General features: G+C 70.3%; 14 protein-coding genes. 6 read left to right on the top strand and 8 right to left on the bottom strand.

The genetic code is table 11. The annotated features are described in order from the left end of the window. The 3 genes from B0F77_RS43735 to B0F77_RS43745 all read left to right on the top strand — a co-directional run. Positions 1-747 (top strand): phytoene/squalene synthase family protein (locus B0F77_RS43735; protein WP_086668977.1); only part of this gene is annotated, 747 nt, incomplete at its 5' end. Positions 748-760: 13 nt separating this feature from the next. Further along, entirely contained in the window at positions 761-1,723 is a 963-nt protein-coding gene (locus B0F77_RS43740; RefSeq protein WP_086668978.1) for a Rieske (2Fe-2S) protein, read from the top strand. A gap of 79 nt (positions 1,724-1,802) precedes the next feature. Beyond that, a complete protein-coding gene (locus tag B0F77_RS43745; RefSeq protein ID WP_086668989.1) occupies positions 1,803-2,090 on the top strand; it encodes a WhiB family transcriptional regulator in 288 nt (95 codons plus the stop codon). A gap of 27 nt (positions 2,091-2,117) precedes the next feature. On the opposite strand, the gene B0F77_RS43750 is transcribed toward B0F77_RS43745, so the two are convergent. From B0F77_RS43750 to B0F77_RS43765, 4 genes are read right to left on the bottom strand one after another with little or no spacing between them, the layout of a single operon-like run. Continuing rightward, positions 2,118-3,641 (bottom strand): FAD-dependent oxidoreductase, encoded by a 1,524-nt coding sequence (locus tag B0F77_RS43750; RefSeq protein WP_086668979.1) that lies wholly within the window; start codon positions 3,639-3,641, stop codon positions 2,118-2,120. After that, the gene (locus B0F77_RS43755; protein ID WP_086668980.1) at positions 3,638-4,330 is read right to left on the bottom strand and encodes a class I SAM-dependent methyltransferase; all 693 of its coding nucleotides are present in this window, start codon (positions 4,328-4,330) and stop codon (positions 3,638-3,640) included. The genes B0F77_RS43750 and B0F77_RS43755 overlap by 4 nt, the downstream gene beginning before the upstream one ends. Continuing rightward, on the bottom strand, positions 4,317-4,634 hold the full coding sequence (locus tag B0F77_RS43760) for a lycopene cyclase domain-containing protein (RefSeq protein WP_086668981.1): 318 nt from the start codon (positions 4,632-4,634) through the stop codon (positions 4,317-4,319). The genes B0F77_RS43755 and B0F77_RS43760 overlap by 14 nt, the downstream gene beginning before the upstream one ends. Further along, complete coding sequence (locus B0F77_RS43765; RefSeq protein WP_086668990.1) at positions 4,627-4,953, bottom strand: lycopene cyclase domain-containing protein; 327 nt, start codon at positions 4,951-4,953, stop codon at positions 4,627-4,629. Before B0F77_RS43765 ends, B0F77_RS43760 begins: the two co-directional genes overlap by 8 nt. 154 nt (positions 4,954-5,107) lie before the next feature. Between B0F77_RS43765 and B0F77_RS43770 the strand changes: the two genes are divergently transcribed. Together B0F77_RS43770 and B0F77_RS43775 are read left to right on the top strand one after the other, a co-directional pair. Beyond that, positions 5,108-8,533, top strand: a complete 3,426-nt coding sequence (locus B0F77_RS43770) for a S8 family serine peptidase (protein ID WP_143467230.1) — start codon at positions 5,108-5,110, stop codon at positions 8,531-8,533. 31 nt (positions 8,534-8,564) lie between these two features. Beyond that, positions 8,565-8,972 (top strand): hypothetical protein, encoded by a 408-nt coding sequence (locus B0F77_RS43775; RefSeq protein WP_086668983.1) that lies wholly within the window; start codon positions 8,565-8,567, stop codon positions 8,970-8,972. A gap of 45 nt (positions 8,973-9,017) precedes the next feature. Here the strand turns inward: B0F77_RS43775 and B0F77_RS43780 are convergent, their stop codons facing one another. Beyond that, positions 9,018-9,761, bottom strand: a complete 744-nt coding sequence (locus B0F77_RS43780; RefSeq protein ID WP_086668984.1) for an MBL fold metallo-hydrolase — start codon at positions 9,759-9,761, stop codon at positions 9,018-9,020. 126 nt (positions 9,762-9,887) lie between these two features. Here B0F77_RS43780 and B0F77_RS43785 point away from each other — a divergent pair, with 126 nt between their 5' ends. Beyond that, on the top strand, positions 9,888-10,751 hold the full coding sequence (locus B0F77_RS43785) for a lipoyl protein ligase domain-containing protein (RefSeq protein ID WP_143467231.1): 864 nt from the start codon (positions 9,888-9,890) through the stop codon (positions 10,749-10,751). Here the strand turns inward: B0F77_RS43785 and B0F77_RS43790 are convergent. The 3 genes from B0F77_RS43790 to B0F77_RS51025 form a co-directional block, all read right to left on the bottom strand. After that, positions 10,701-11,369, bottom strand: coding sequence for a lytic polysaccharide monooxygenase auxiliary activity family 9 protein (locus B0F77_RS43790; RefSeq protein ID WP_086668986.1), 669 nt, complete (start codon positions 11,367-11,369; stop codon positions 10,701-10,703). The genes B0F77_RS43785 and B0F77_RS43790 overlap by 51 nt on opposite strands. A gap of 119 nt (positions 11,370-11,488) precedes the next feature. After that, positions 11,489-12,691 carry a 3-deoxy-7-phosphoheptulonate synthase gene (locus tag B0F77_RS43795; RefSeq protein ID WP_086668987.1) on the bottom strand — a complete coding sequence of 401 codons (1,203 nt, stop codon included), beginning with the start codon at positions 12,689-12,691 and terminating at the stop codon, positions 11,489-11,491. Further along, positions 12,688-12,861: a hypothetical protein gene (locus tag B0F77_RS51025; protein WP_086668988.1), complete on the bottom strand. Its 174-nt coding sequence runs from the start codon at positions 12,859-12,861 to the stop codon at positions 12,688-12,690. Before B0F77_RS51025 ends, B0F77_RS43795 begins: the two co-directional genes overlap by 4 nt. Between the last annotated feature and the right edge of the window lies 1 nt (position 12,862).

Consider the following 12,862-nt stretch of genomic DNA (forward strand, 5'->3'; position numbering starts at 1 on the left):
GACGACGTCGTCGACGACGTCCACAGTGGACCGGACGAGAAGGCCGCGGCGCTCGGCGCGATCGACGTCCGGCTGCGGGACGCGCTGACGGGCCGGGCGACCGGCGACCCGGTGCTGGCGGCGCTGGTCGACACGGTGCATCGCTACGACATCCCGGTCCGGCACTTCCAGGACTTCATGGCGTCGATGCGGATGGATCTCACCGTCACCGACTACCCCTCTTTCGCCGACCTCGAACGGTATGTGCACGGATCCGCCGCGGTGATCGGCCTGCAGGTGTTGCCGGTGCTCGGGACCAGCGTGCCCCGCGCGGACGCCGAGCCCGCCGCGGCCGCGCTCGGCGTGGCCTTCCAGCTCACCAACTTCATCCGCGACGTCGGGGAGGATCTCGACCGGGGCCGGGTCTACCTGCCCGCGGACGAGCTCGCGGCGTTCGGCGTCGATCGGGAACGGCTGCTGCACGCGCGTGCGAACGGCCGGGCGGACCAGCAGGTCCGGGCCGCGCTGCGCGACCAGGTGCGGCGGGCGCGCGAGGTGTACACGCGCGCCTGGCCGGGCATCGGGATGCTCGCGCCACGCTCACGGCCGTGCGTGCTCACCGCCTATCGGCTCTACGGACGCATTCTCGACCTCGTCGAGGACGCGGACTGCGACGTGCTGTCGCGCCGCGTCGTCGTGTCCAACGGCAGGCGGCTCGTCGTGGCGCTGCCGGCCCTGGCCAGGGCGGTGTTCGCCCGTGCCGCCTGAGGAGAGGACTTCCATGCGCGACCGCATTCCGCTGCGGGTCTACTCGAGTCCGCCGTGGCGCGACCAGCGGCCGACCTGGCAGGACGCGAAGCCGGCGCTGATCGAGGCCGCGCTCAAGCGGGCCACCGCGCGTCCGTCCGGCAACTGGTTCGTCGCCGGGGCCAGCAGGGACGTCGTGCGTGGCAAGCCGTGTGGCCGCACCATCGCGGGGCAGGAGGTCGTGCTCTGGCGCGGGCCGCACGACACGCTCATGGCGGGATCGGGCTCGTGTCCGCACCTGGGCGCTCCGCTGTGCGACGGCGCCGTGGCCGAGGGGAAGCTGATCTGCCGCTGGCACGGACTCGCGCTCGACGGCACCCGGTTCGGCGCGTGGACGCCGTATCCCGCGCACGACGACGGCGTGCTGGTGTGGGTCCGGCTGGACGGGGCCGGGGGCGAGGAGCCGCTGCCCGCTCCGGTGCTGCCCGAGCGACCGCCGCCGGGTTCGATCGACGCCGTCGCCACGCTGATCGGCCGCTGCGATCCGGAGGACGTGGTCGCCAACCGGCTCGATCCCTGGCACGGCGCGTGGTTCCACCCGTACTCGTTCGCCAACCTGCACGTGCTGGAGACGCCGACCGAGGCGGAGGACCGTTTCCTGGTCGAGGTCACCTTCCGGTTGGCAGGCCGGGTCGGGGTGCCGGTGATCGCCGCGTTCACCTGCCCGGAGCCGCGCACCGTCGTGATGCACATCGTCGAGGGCGAAGGCGAGGGCAGCGTCGTCGAGACGCACGCGACCCCGATCCGCGAGGGCCGCACCGCCGTGGTGGAGGCGACCATCGCGCACTCGGACCGGCGCGGGTTCGCGCTGGCCAAGCCCGCGGCCGGGGTGTTGCGACCGGTCATGCGCTGGGCGGCGGCCCGGTTGTGGCGTGACGACCTCGCCTACGCCGAACGCCGGTACGCGTTGCGCCAGGCGGGCCGGTTCCCCGACTGAGCGACTCAAGTTGCACCGATTCTGAGTCGATTTTACGATGGCAGATGTCATCGAGGTCGACCACCAGAGGACGTGCGCCATGCCTGAACTGTCCCGTCTGCCTCAGCCGGTCGCGGAGTCGTGGGACTGGCAGCTCGCCGGTCTGTGCCGCGGCATGGACAGCACCTACTTCTTCCACCAGCCCAACGAACGCGGCGCGGCCCGCGACCAGCGCGAGGCCGCGGCGAAGGCCATCTGCCAACGTTGCCCCGTCATGCAGAAGTGCCGATCACACGCGCTGGAGGTGCACGAGACCTTCGGCATCTGGGGTGGACTCGGGGAAAGTGAGTTGAGAGCGATGCTCGCGGAACGCTCCCGCAGGTCGTGACCGCGGACAGGGCGTGGCGCCCGCCGCTCAGCAGGTGCGCCAGCGACGGGCGACCGCGCGCAGCAACGGCACCCGGCCTTCCGTCGGCACGGTCCACAGATCGGTACCCGCCACACCCCAGCGGCTCAGCAGCTGGTTCGCGGCGGCGAATCCCGTGGTCGCCGCGCGTTCCATGAGCGCGACCGGCAGGTCGATCCGCACCAGATCGCCCGCCACCACCAGGAAGTCGTCCGGTGTGGTCACTTCAGGCCTGCGGGTGTAGCCGCCGGCCGGGAACAGCGGGCAGTCCTCGCGCAGCTCGTGCCGTTCGTCGACGACGCCCGCCCGTTTGGTCTCCGGATAGACCTCGGTCAGCTGCTCCCAGAGCCGGGCACGGGCGGCTTCTTCGTCCACATCGGACGGAAGCGCGTAGCCGTGCAGTTCCACCACAGCGCCACCGGTGCGCGCGGCCCACGCCCGCGCCTCGTGCTCGTAGTGGTTGAGGACACTGATGTTGTCGAGCAGGTCGTGCCCGCCTGTGCCCAGGAAACCCGGCCGGTCCGGGTCCACCGGTGTGTCCAGCCAGTACCTCGACACGAGGAACCGGGGCGCGGTGCGCAGCTCAGCGACCTGCTCGCGCCACGCCGCGTCACCGAGCGACGGTGAGGCGCCGACGAGTGCGCGCAGGCCGGGGACGTCGGCGGCGAGCACCACGGCGTCCGCCTCGATCGCGCCGCTGCCGATGGTGACCGAGAAGCGCTTGTGCTCGCCCGGCCGCACGGACCCGACTTCGACGCCGGTGCAGACGGTCGAGCCCAGCGAGGCGAGGTGCCGGCGCAGCGGCTCCCACAGACCGTGCGGGAACGGGTCGGCCGCGACGTCGAACAACAGCCCCTCGGAGGATCCGAGGAAGTAGACGTGGAACATCACCGCGAGCTCGGCGGCCGACATCTGCGTCGGATGCACGAAGAAGCTGCGGGAGAACACTTCGAAGGCGAGCGCGTGCGCGGCCTCGGGGAACCGGATTCGTTCGAGGTAGGACGCGGCGTCGACACCGTCGAGCTCGTCGTACACCCGTGGCACCGAGACGTCGAGCAGCGACAGCGCCGCGCGTGCGTTGACCTGCGGCAGGTCTCGCCAGCGGAACGTGGGGCTGCCGCGCAGGAACGCGAGCGCGTTCCACGGCACGGCCGTCGGCAGGCCGGCGAACCGGTCGCGGTGGCCGGAGGCGTGTTGCAGCGGGTAGTCCGGCAACCCGGTCAACGCGCGGCTGGCCGGGTCCACGCGCCTGAGCAACGCCCTCAGGTTGTAGTACTGCCGGAAGAAGGCGTGAAAACCCCGGGTCATCGTGGCTTCACTGCCGTCGGCGAGCCTGGTGCTCCAGCCGCCGACGCGGCCGCCCAGGTAGTTCTCCCGTTCGCAGAGCACGACCCGCGCCCCGCGTTCGGCGAGCAGCGTCGCCGCGGAGAGCCCCGCGATGCCCCCGCCGACCACGACGACCACGGGTGCGTCCCCGTCGAACTGCGCGCGCCCGGCCGGTGCCGGGATCCGGACGGCCTTGCGATCCCTCACCGCTGCTCCCGCTCTGGCGTGTGTCCGACGAACGTGTGCACCACTCCGAGTTGCAGGCCGGGCAACGGCGCGCTGCGCACTCCGACGAACCCGTTGCGGCGCAACCGGTCTCGCAGCGCGGTCGCACCGTCGAAGTCCATCACGCTGCGCCACAGGTAGGTGTAGAGCGACCGGTCCCCCGTCACCAGCCAGCCGGCCGGCACGATGAAGCCGCACAGCATCGTCCACAGTGCCGTGCTCACCACCGAGTCCCGCACCGAGTACTCGTGCAACACCAGCGGCGCACCGGGTTTCAGCAGCTCGCGGACCCGCCGCAACAACCCGTCCGGCTCCGGCAGGTTGCGCACCAGGTAGGCGGCGAACACCGCGTCGAACCGCCCTTCGTCCACGTCCTCGGCACGGCTGTGCACGAACCTCACCGTGTCCGGCCAGCGCTTCTGCCGTGCCCGCGCGAGCATGCCCTCCGACGCGTCCACGGCGACGATCTCCACGCCGGGCGCGGACGCGACCAGCGCCGCCGTGGAGGCACCGGTACCGCAGCCCAGGTCGAGCACCCGCATGCCGGGACGGAGGCCGAGTGCTCGGGCCGACCGGCGCAACGCCTGGTGATAGCCGGGATTGAGCCCGACGAGGAAGTCGTACCCGCGAGCGGCGCGGGTGAACTTCCCCGGTACCTCAAGCTTGTTCACGTGCCAGCCTTCCCCGTTCCCACAGCAGCAGCACGGCGGTGACCATCGCGAAGCCGTAGAGGAAGTCCTCCACCGGGATGTCCCACGGCGCCCGCAGCCCGCTGATCGCCCAGTCCGCGTACAGCACGACCGGAGCGTCCAGTTTGGTCAGCCAGCCGTCCACGGGCACCTGGAACCCGAGCACGATCAGCATCGTGACCCAGTAAGCGGGCCGCTTGAACAACCCGGTGCGCAGCACGCACAGTTCGAGCAGCAGCACCACGACCACCGCGGCGGCCGCGGCGAGCAGGTACTCCCTAAACATCGCGCAACCAGCGTTCCGACCGCCCGCGCACGGCCTCGTAGGTCAGCACCGCGCACAGTGGAATGGCGACGAAGAACAGCACTTCCTCGATCGGCAGCACACCACCGATCGTCACGCCTGTCGTCGCTTCGGGATGGAAGCTCCAGTGTCCACGCAGAATCGCGACGACGTCCCAGACCGCCAGCACGAGCAGCACCGGCGCGATGGCGCGCGCCAGGTCCGGGCCACGCCGGTAGACGCCACGTCCCATCCACTCGAGCGGCACCGTGATGAGCACGCACGCACCCAGCACCAGCAGGTACTCGAACTGGCTTCGCATCACCGACCTCCCACCTCGACCGTATGGGTGCCACGGCGGGTCTGCACAACGGCGGGAGAACTTCGAATCCTGATCTTGTGCAACCTGGCGAGCGCTTTCTCAGTTTGGTGGAAGTGAGCGGTTGACGCCGTCTCATCCACTGTGGGGAGGACACGTGCGCATAGCACGCTGTTTCATGATCACCGCGCTCGCCGCGGGGCTGCTCAGCCCGCCGGCGAGCGCGCAGGCCGCGCCGGCCACCACCGGGCCAGGGGCGCCACCGGCCGACGTCATCACGCTGATCAGCGGTGACGAGGTCGTCGTGAACGAGAAGGGCGAACTGGTCCGGGTCGAGGGCCGGCCGGGTATGACGTTCGCCCAGTACGTCCAGAACGGCCACCAGTACGTGGTGCCCGCGGACGCCGTCGGTGCGGTCGCCCAGAACCGCATCGACAAGCGGTTCTTCGACGTCACCGCGTTGTACTCGTACGGCTACACCGACCGGAAGACCGACCGGATTCCGTTGCTGAACAACGGTTTCCGCACGGCCGGTGTGGTGCAGAAGAAGGAAGCGGCCCAGCAGTGGGCCCAGCGCCGGGCGGCCACGCTGAGCGCGGAGAAGCTGTGGCTCGACGGCAAGGCCCGCGTCACGCTGGACCAGAGCGTGCCGATGGTGGGCGCACCCGCCGCCTGGGAGGCGGGGTTCGACGGCGCCGGCGTGACGGTCGCGGTCCTCGACACCGGCTACGACCAGCAACACCCCGAGCTCAAGGACGTCGTGACGGTCGCGAAGGACTTCACGGGGCAGGGCATCCAGGACACCATCGGCCACGGCACCCACGTCGCGTCCATCATCGCCGGACGCGGCGAGAAGTACCGGGGCGTGGCCAAGAGCGCGAAGCTCGCGGTCGGCCGGGTGTGCGAGCTCGACGGATGCTACGAGAGCGCGATCGTCGCGGGCATGGAGTGGGCCACCCGCGACGTCCGGGCCAAGGTCGTCAACATGAGCCTCGGCGGCTACGAGAGCGACGGCACCGACCCGTTGTCTGCCAAGGTCAACCAGCTCACCGCCGAGACGGGCGCGCTGTTCGTGATCTCGGCGGGCAACTTCGGCGGCTGGCAGAAGGTCAGCAGCCCGGCAGCGGCCGACGCGGTGCTGGCGGTCGCGAACCTGACCAAGTCCGGCACGGTGAACGAGTCGTCGTCGCGCGGGCCCCGGTACAAGGACTTCGCGGTCAAGCCGGACATCGCGGCGCCGGGCACGGACATCGTGGCCGCACGGGCCGCGGGCACGCTCCCGGACGCCGCCGTCGACGACCTGCACGCGCGGTTGTCCGGCACGTCCATGGCCGCCCCGCACGTGGCGGGCGCGGCGGCGATCGTGCTGCAACGCGATCCGTCCATCACCGCGGCCGAACTGAAGGCGCGGCTGATGACGACGGTGAAGACGCTCGGGTTCTCGCCCGACGACGGCGGTACGGGGTTGCTGAACGTCGGTCGCGCGGTGACGCAGCAGGTGCGGGCGGACGCCGGCAGTCTGTCGTTCGGGCTGGTGACCTGGCCGCACACCGAACCGGTCACGAAGAAGGTCACCTACACCAACACCGGTGACCAGCCGGTTTCCCTTGCCCTGCAGCACGATCTGGGCGACCGCTTCACCGTCGCGCCGTCGGTCGTCGTGCCCGCGCACGGATCGGCCTCCGTCGACGTCGTGCTCGACCCGGCCAAGGGTCTCGGCGCGTTCTCCGGACGCCTGCGCGCCACTGGGGCCCCCCAGATCGAACTGACCACGTCCGTCGGCGGCACCGTGGAGCAGGAGCGCCACGGGCTGTCGTTGCAGATCACCGGCCGCGACGGCAAACCCGTCGGCAACGGCTGGGTGGTGCTGATCGACATGGCCACCAAGGACTCGTCCGTGCTCGAAGTCGGCAAGGACGGCAAGCTCGCCGCCCGGCTGCCGGTCGGGAACTACACCGTGCTGGCGCGGTTCGCCGAGGGCACGGACACCCGCACGTGGTACGCACCGGCGTCGGTGACCGACGTGTCGGGCCGCTTCTCGACGGCGGCGGACGTCTCGGTGCACCTCGACCTGCGGCAGGCCAAGCCGATCGCGTTCGCGCTGGACGACGACCGCGTGGCACCGCTGTACCGGGTGACCACCATGAAGATCCCGGTGAACCCGGCCTTCCGCGACTCCATCTGGTCGCGAATCGACGGACGGGTGCCGGTGTACGGCATGTCGTTCGGCGAACCGATGCCGGACCTCGCCTACGACACGCTGATCGTCGCCGCCCAGCCGAGGATCGCGGTCGTCGGCGGGTTCCCGGTGACCTACGACGGCGACAGCCCCTACCTGCCGCAGGGCGACCACACCTACGACGTCGTGGAACGCGGCGGTGACGTAGCAGGGAAGATGGTGCTGGTGCGCCCGCACAACGAGTTCTCGTTCAGCGTCGCCAGGGAACTCAAGCAGGCAGGCGCCGTCGCGGTGCTCTGGGCCGGTCCGCCCGACGTCGCGTGGGGCGACCGGATGGCACTGCCCGTCATCACCATGGGCCAGCACCTCGCACCGCAAACGCCGACGAGGCTGACGTTCCGCGCCCTGACGACCTCGCCGGTGTCGTACACCCTGCACCAGGCCGAAAAGGGCGCGATCCCGGCCGGAAAGACCTACCCCGTCAAGCGTTCCGCGCTCGCCGAGGTCAAGTCGCGCTACCACACGTCCGGCGAGGACAGCACCGTGACGACGCGGAACTACCCGGTCGCCGGCGGCGTGGTGAACCCGGACCTCTTCATCGACGAACCGCTCGGCTCACCCGCCACCCGCGTCGAGTACTTCTCGCCGGGCGGTTGGTACAACGAAGGTTCCGTCGGCCGCTTCGCTGACGGTGACGACGTGTCGTCGCACTCGTGGGCGAACCTGCGGGCGGAGAAGTTCGAGCCGGGCCGCAAGTACGAGCGCTCGATCCTGCGCGGCGTGACCGCCCCGAGGCTCGGCAAGGCGGACGCGCCGTGGCCGCGCGGCGGTGGCGTGTTCCGCGCGTACCCGCACCTGCACGCGAACGTGTCGCCGTTCGGTACCTCCAAGTCCGTGGAAGGCCGGGTGCACAACGGCAGCATCCAGATGGAGCTCAAACGCGACGGAGTCTCGCTGGGCACGGACTTCCTGCACAACAGCACGTTCTACGCACCCGCGAGGGACGGCCGGTTCACGCTGGACCTGCACGCGACGCGCGACACCGTGGCGCTGTCGACCGACGTGCACACGACGTGGGAGTTCTCGTCACCGGCCGACGGCAAGCTGCCGCTGCTGGAGGTCGACTACTCGCTCCCGCTCGACCTGCGCAACAGCTGGAAGGCGGGCGTCCCGATGCCGGCGAAGTTCACCGTGTCGCGTCAGTCCGGGGCCGGCAAGGCGGTCATGCGGGAACTCCGCGCCTACGCGTCGTTCGACGACGGTGCGACCTGGACACCGGTCAGCGGCATGGTTCCTGGTGGGGGCAAGGCGGGCGGGTTCGTGTCGTTGCGGATCACGGCCCGCGACAGCGACGGAAACACCGTCGACCAAACGGTTCTGCGCGCGTATCGCCTCAAGGCGTAGTCGCAGCCCCGACATTCGGAAACGGAGTTCTGTGAACAAGTTCAGGAACGCGTTGGCGATCACCGCGGTCGTGCTCGGCGCGACGGCCCTGACGAGCGGGACGGCGCAGGCGGCGTCGTCACCGATCGAGGCCTGCGGCGGTGGCAGCTACCACCAGATCGACAGCCACAAGCTGGGCAACGTCGCCACCATCCACCTGCTGTACAACGGCAGCACCAACTGCGTGGTCACGTGGCGGACGAACCCCGGCACCCCCATCCGCCTGCTGGCCGCCATCGGCGAGGCGGGCCACGGCATGAAGAACGACGACGACCGCTTCACCACCTATGCCGGTCCGGTGAAGTTGTCCGCGCCCGGCAGGTGCATCATCTGGGGTGGCGGAGTGACGCTCAGTGGCGTGTGGAACGCCTGGTACGACGGGCCTTCGCACTGCGGATGACCGATCGGGAGGGCCCGCACAGTCGCTGTGCGGGCCCTCCCGCGTTCAGGCCGGCCCGAGCGCGACGACGAGTTCTTCCTCCGCTGCCAGCACTTCGCCGTCGAACTCCGCACGGGCGGCGGCCAGCGAGACCTCCCGGTCGTTGCCCGGCCAGAAGTGGGTGAGCATCAACCTGCGCGCTCCGGCCAGCCGCGCCCACCGGCCGGCCTCGGCGGAGGTCATCAGGTTGCGGTCGGACCGCTGGGTCTCGCCGGCGCGGTCGGTGGCCTCGACGATGAACAGGTCGGCGTCACGGCCGAGTTCGGCCAGCGCGGCGTCCGGACCGGTGTCGCCGGAGTAGGCCAGGGCGATCTCACCCGTCTGCAGGCGGATACCCGCGTTGGGCACGAAGTGCGGCAGCGGCAGACCGGTCAGCTCGAACGGCCCGGCCCGGTAGGAGCCGGGCAGCGGATGCAGGTCGAAGACCGCTTCCAGGTCGACGTCGGGCTCCAGACCGCTGAGCCGGTCGAGCACGCCCGGCGGGCAGTACAGCGGGAGCCTCTCGGCGGCTCCGCCGTAGAGCCGCATTCGAAACAGCCCGTGCAGGTCGACGCAGTGATCGGGGTGTTCGTGCGTGATGGCGACCGCGTCGATGGCACCGTCCTTCCAGTGCGCGAGCAGGCGCGGCAGCGTGGCGTAGCCGAGGTCGAGTACGAGGCGGTAGCCGTCCCAGTCCACCGCGAAACCACTGCACGCCCGGCCGGGCTCCGGAAAGGCGCCGCAACTGCCGAGCACCGTGATCTGTCGCATGTGCAGAGCATGTCAGCCGAACGTGCCGCAACACGTGCCTGCCGAGGTGGACTGACTTTAGTCAACACTGAAGCAATAGTGAAGCGCACATCTGACGTCTCGCCGGCCATGGTCGAGAATCACGGTGTGCCGACTGCGAACAACCTCGACCACACCCGACTGCTGGTCACCGGGAGCACCGGGAGCACAGGGAGTGCGGTCACCGAGTTGGTGATCCCGGCGCTGTTGCTGCGCGCGCCCGAGGCCGAGTGGTCAGAGCTCGTCCACATCTACGTGCCGAACGGCCCCGCGGTCGCTTTCAGCGGCCGGGACCTCCGCTCCCCCGGCATCGCCGCGGCCACCAGGGTGGCCCGCGCGGCGGGGTTCGAGCCGGTGGTCCGGTCGCCGGGCGGACGGATGGTCGCCTACGACAGCGGCGCCGTCGTGATCGACCACCTCGACCGCACCACCGGCATCCGGCACTCGGGCAGCGCGACCTTCGCCGCGAACGCCGAGAGCCACGTCCGGGTACTGCGCGGACTCGGTGACGTCGACGCCCGTGTCGGCGAGGTGGACGGCGAGTACTGCCCCGGCGAGTACAGCATCAACGTCGGCGGCACCACGAAGATCGTAGGCTCGGCCCAACGCGTCACCGCCACCGGTTCCCTGTTCAGCACGGTCGTGCAGGTCGCCGTGTCGGACCGGGTGCGGGCCGTGATCACGGAAGTGTCCGAGGCGCTCGGCTACGACCTGCGCGAAAGCTCCATCGCGGGCCTGGCCGACTACGTGCCGGAACTGACCGCAGAGGAGGTCGCCACGGCGTTCGCGGCGGACTACCGCGGCCGGCTCGGCCTGACCGATGGCCAGGTGCCGGCCGCGGTGGTCGCGCACGCGTCGAGTGTGGACGACGACGCCTCGCCGTTCCACGTCGACGACTGGGCGAGGGCGAACCCCGTGCCGCTAGCCGAAGTTCACGTCACTGCACCACATGTAGGCCTGGTCGAGATGTGAGGCCTGCCAGATCGTGAAGATCACGTGGTGCCCGCGATAGGCCCCGGACGTCTGGACGTTGAACTTGATGTCCTTGGCCGGGGCGTATCTGCCGGTCTGCATGATGTAGTCGAGGTTGCCCCAGCCCAGGCTCTGGGTGGTGGGGTCGTACCCGTTCTTGCTGACGTAGACCCGGATGTAGTCGGCACCATGACTTGCCTGGTCGTACAGGTGCATCTGGAAGTTGGCGCCGATGCTGGTGGTCTTCCACCGGCCCGGCGTGTTCAGGGAGTTGTTGCGCGACAGGGCGTTGCTGCAGAGCTGGCCGTCGGGCGTGGCCCCCTGGAAGTTCCCGCGAAGACCGTCCCGCAGCGCGCTCATCCAGTTCCACATGGTGTCGGCGTTGGCCTGGAAGGCCTGCCAGCACATGGGGTCCTGGTCCTTCATCGCGGGGTTGGTGTGCTGGCTGCCCCAGGTCTGCCAGCACTGGTAGGCGCGGGTGGCGGGGCTGACGATGGTGCCGTGCGCCGAGGCCGTCGGCGTCCAGAGGAACGTCCAGGCCAGGATGCTGATGATCAGGGCGACGACGCCTCGGCGTCTGACGACGGACCAGGAGGTGGTGGTGTTGCGCGCACGCATGAATTGAGCCTCCATTCTCCGATGACCGAACAGCAGCGGCGGAATGGGAGCGCTCCCAGATAATTGAGTTTACTCGTTACTCTCCGAAACAACAATGATACATTCGGTGATAATGGGGTTCATGATCGGAGGGACAGGCCGCTCCGCAGGACTCCCTCGACCGTCAGCAGGGCCTGTTCGTTGTTGAGCCGCGGATCGCACAGCGAGGTGTACCGGCGCGCCAGCGCGGCCTCGTCGGGCACGCTCGAGCCGCCGAGGCACTCCGTCACGTCCTCCCCCGCAAGTTCGAGGTGCAGCCCGCCCGGCCACTCGCCGAGTTCGCGAAGGGTCTCGTGGAACGCCGCCGCTTCGCAGGTGACGTCGTCCAGGTGCCGGGTCTTGACGCCGGTGCCGGTGGTCCTCGTGTTGGCGTGCATGGGATCGCACATCCACACGACGGGATGGCCCGCGTCCCGCACCGCGCGCACCAACGGGGGCAACAGGGTCCGGACGCGACGCGCCCCGAGCCGGAAGATCAGCGTGAGCCTGCCCGGCCGGCGTTCCGGGTCGAGTCTCCCGCACAGTGCGACGACCTCGCCGGGAGTGGCGTCCGGGCCGATCTTGCAGCCCACCGGGTTGGCGATGCCGGACAGGAACTCGACGTGCGCGCCGTCGGCGGCTCGGGTGCGCTCGCCGATCCACGGGAAGTGGGTGGACGCGAGGTACCAGCCCCCGGTGCCAGGGTCGAGCCTGACCAGGGCTTCCTCGTAGTCCAGCAGCAAGGCCTCGTGGCTGACCCTCATACCGGTGCGCCGCCGGGCCAGGTCCGCCATCACCGCGCGGGCGGAGTGGTAGGCCGTGACCATCCGCCGGGCGTCCGGAACCCGTTGGGACGCCACGGGATGCGGGCTGTTCACCGCGAGGCCGCGGAAGGTCGGCAGCACCTCGCCGTCGATCACCTCCGTTGGCGCGGAGCGAGGTTTGGCGAACTGGCCGGCCAGTCGTCCGATCGCGAGCACCGGCACGTCCATCGCCAGGCTGATCCGTTCCGACAACGCGCCCAGGATCTCGTCCTTGGCCAGTGCGCCACGGCGGGCGGCGACGCCGAACGGTTCGGCGCAGTCACCGCCCTGCAGCACGTACCCCCGGCCCGCGGCGACCTCGGCGAGCGCGCGCCGGACGTCGCGGACGTCCTCGGGGGTGGTCAGTGGCGGTTCGCTCGCCAGCCGCAACCGCGCGCGGGTGAGCTCGCAGGAGTCGGGCCAGTCCGGCTGGTGCGCGGCGACCCGGTCGCGCCAGGTGGCCGGATGCCATTCCCACGCGGAACTCCGGGCCGCCGTCACCTGGCGTCCAAGGCGCGTTGCACGAGATGGTCGGCCGCGCCGAGATAGTCCGCGGGGTCGCACAGGCTTTTGAGCGTGCCGGCATCGAGCACCGCCACCACGTCGGCGTCCTGGGCCAGCGCGTCGGCGAGGGTCCCGCCCCGGCCGGCGGCGGTCGCGACCGCGCGCATC

This window comes from Lentzea kentuckyensis (assembly GCF_002150765.1).
GTDB classification, from domain to species: Bacteria; Actinomycetota; Actinomycetes; order Mycobacteriales; family Pseudonocardiaceae; genus Lentzea; species Lentzea kentuckyensis.

Coding starts and splice junctions, on each gene's coding strand:
- B0F77_RS43740 (WP_086668978.1), top strand. CDS start 761: ATGCGCGACCGCATTCCGCTGCGGGTCTACTCGAGTCCGCCGTGGCGC.
- B0F77_RS43745 (WP_086668989.1), top strand. CDS start 1,803: ATGCCTGAACTGTCCCGTCTGCCTCAGCCGGTCGCGGAGTCGTGGGAC.
- B0F77_RS43760 (WP_086668981.1), bottom strand. CDS start 4,634: ATGTTTAGGGAGTACCTGCTCGCCGCGGCCGCCGCGGTGGTCGTGGTG.
- B0F77_RS43765 (WP_086668990.1), bottom strand. CDS start 4,953: ATGCGAAGCCAGTTCGAGTACCTGCTGGTGCTGGGTGCGTGCGTGCTC.
- B0F77_RS43780 (WP_086668984.1), bottom strand. CDS start 9,761: ATGCGACAGATCACGGTGCTCGGCAGTTGCGGCGCCTTTCCGGAGCCC.
- B0F77_RS43790 (WP_086668986.1), bottom strand. CDS start 11,369: ATGCGTGCGCGCAACACCACCACCTCCTGGTCCGTCGTCAGACGCCGA.
- B0F77_RS51025 (WP_086668988.1), bottom strand. CDS start 12,861: ATGCGCGCGGTCGCGACCGCCGCCGGCCGGGGCGGGACCCTCGCCGAC.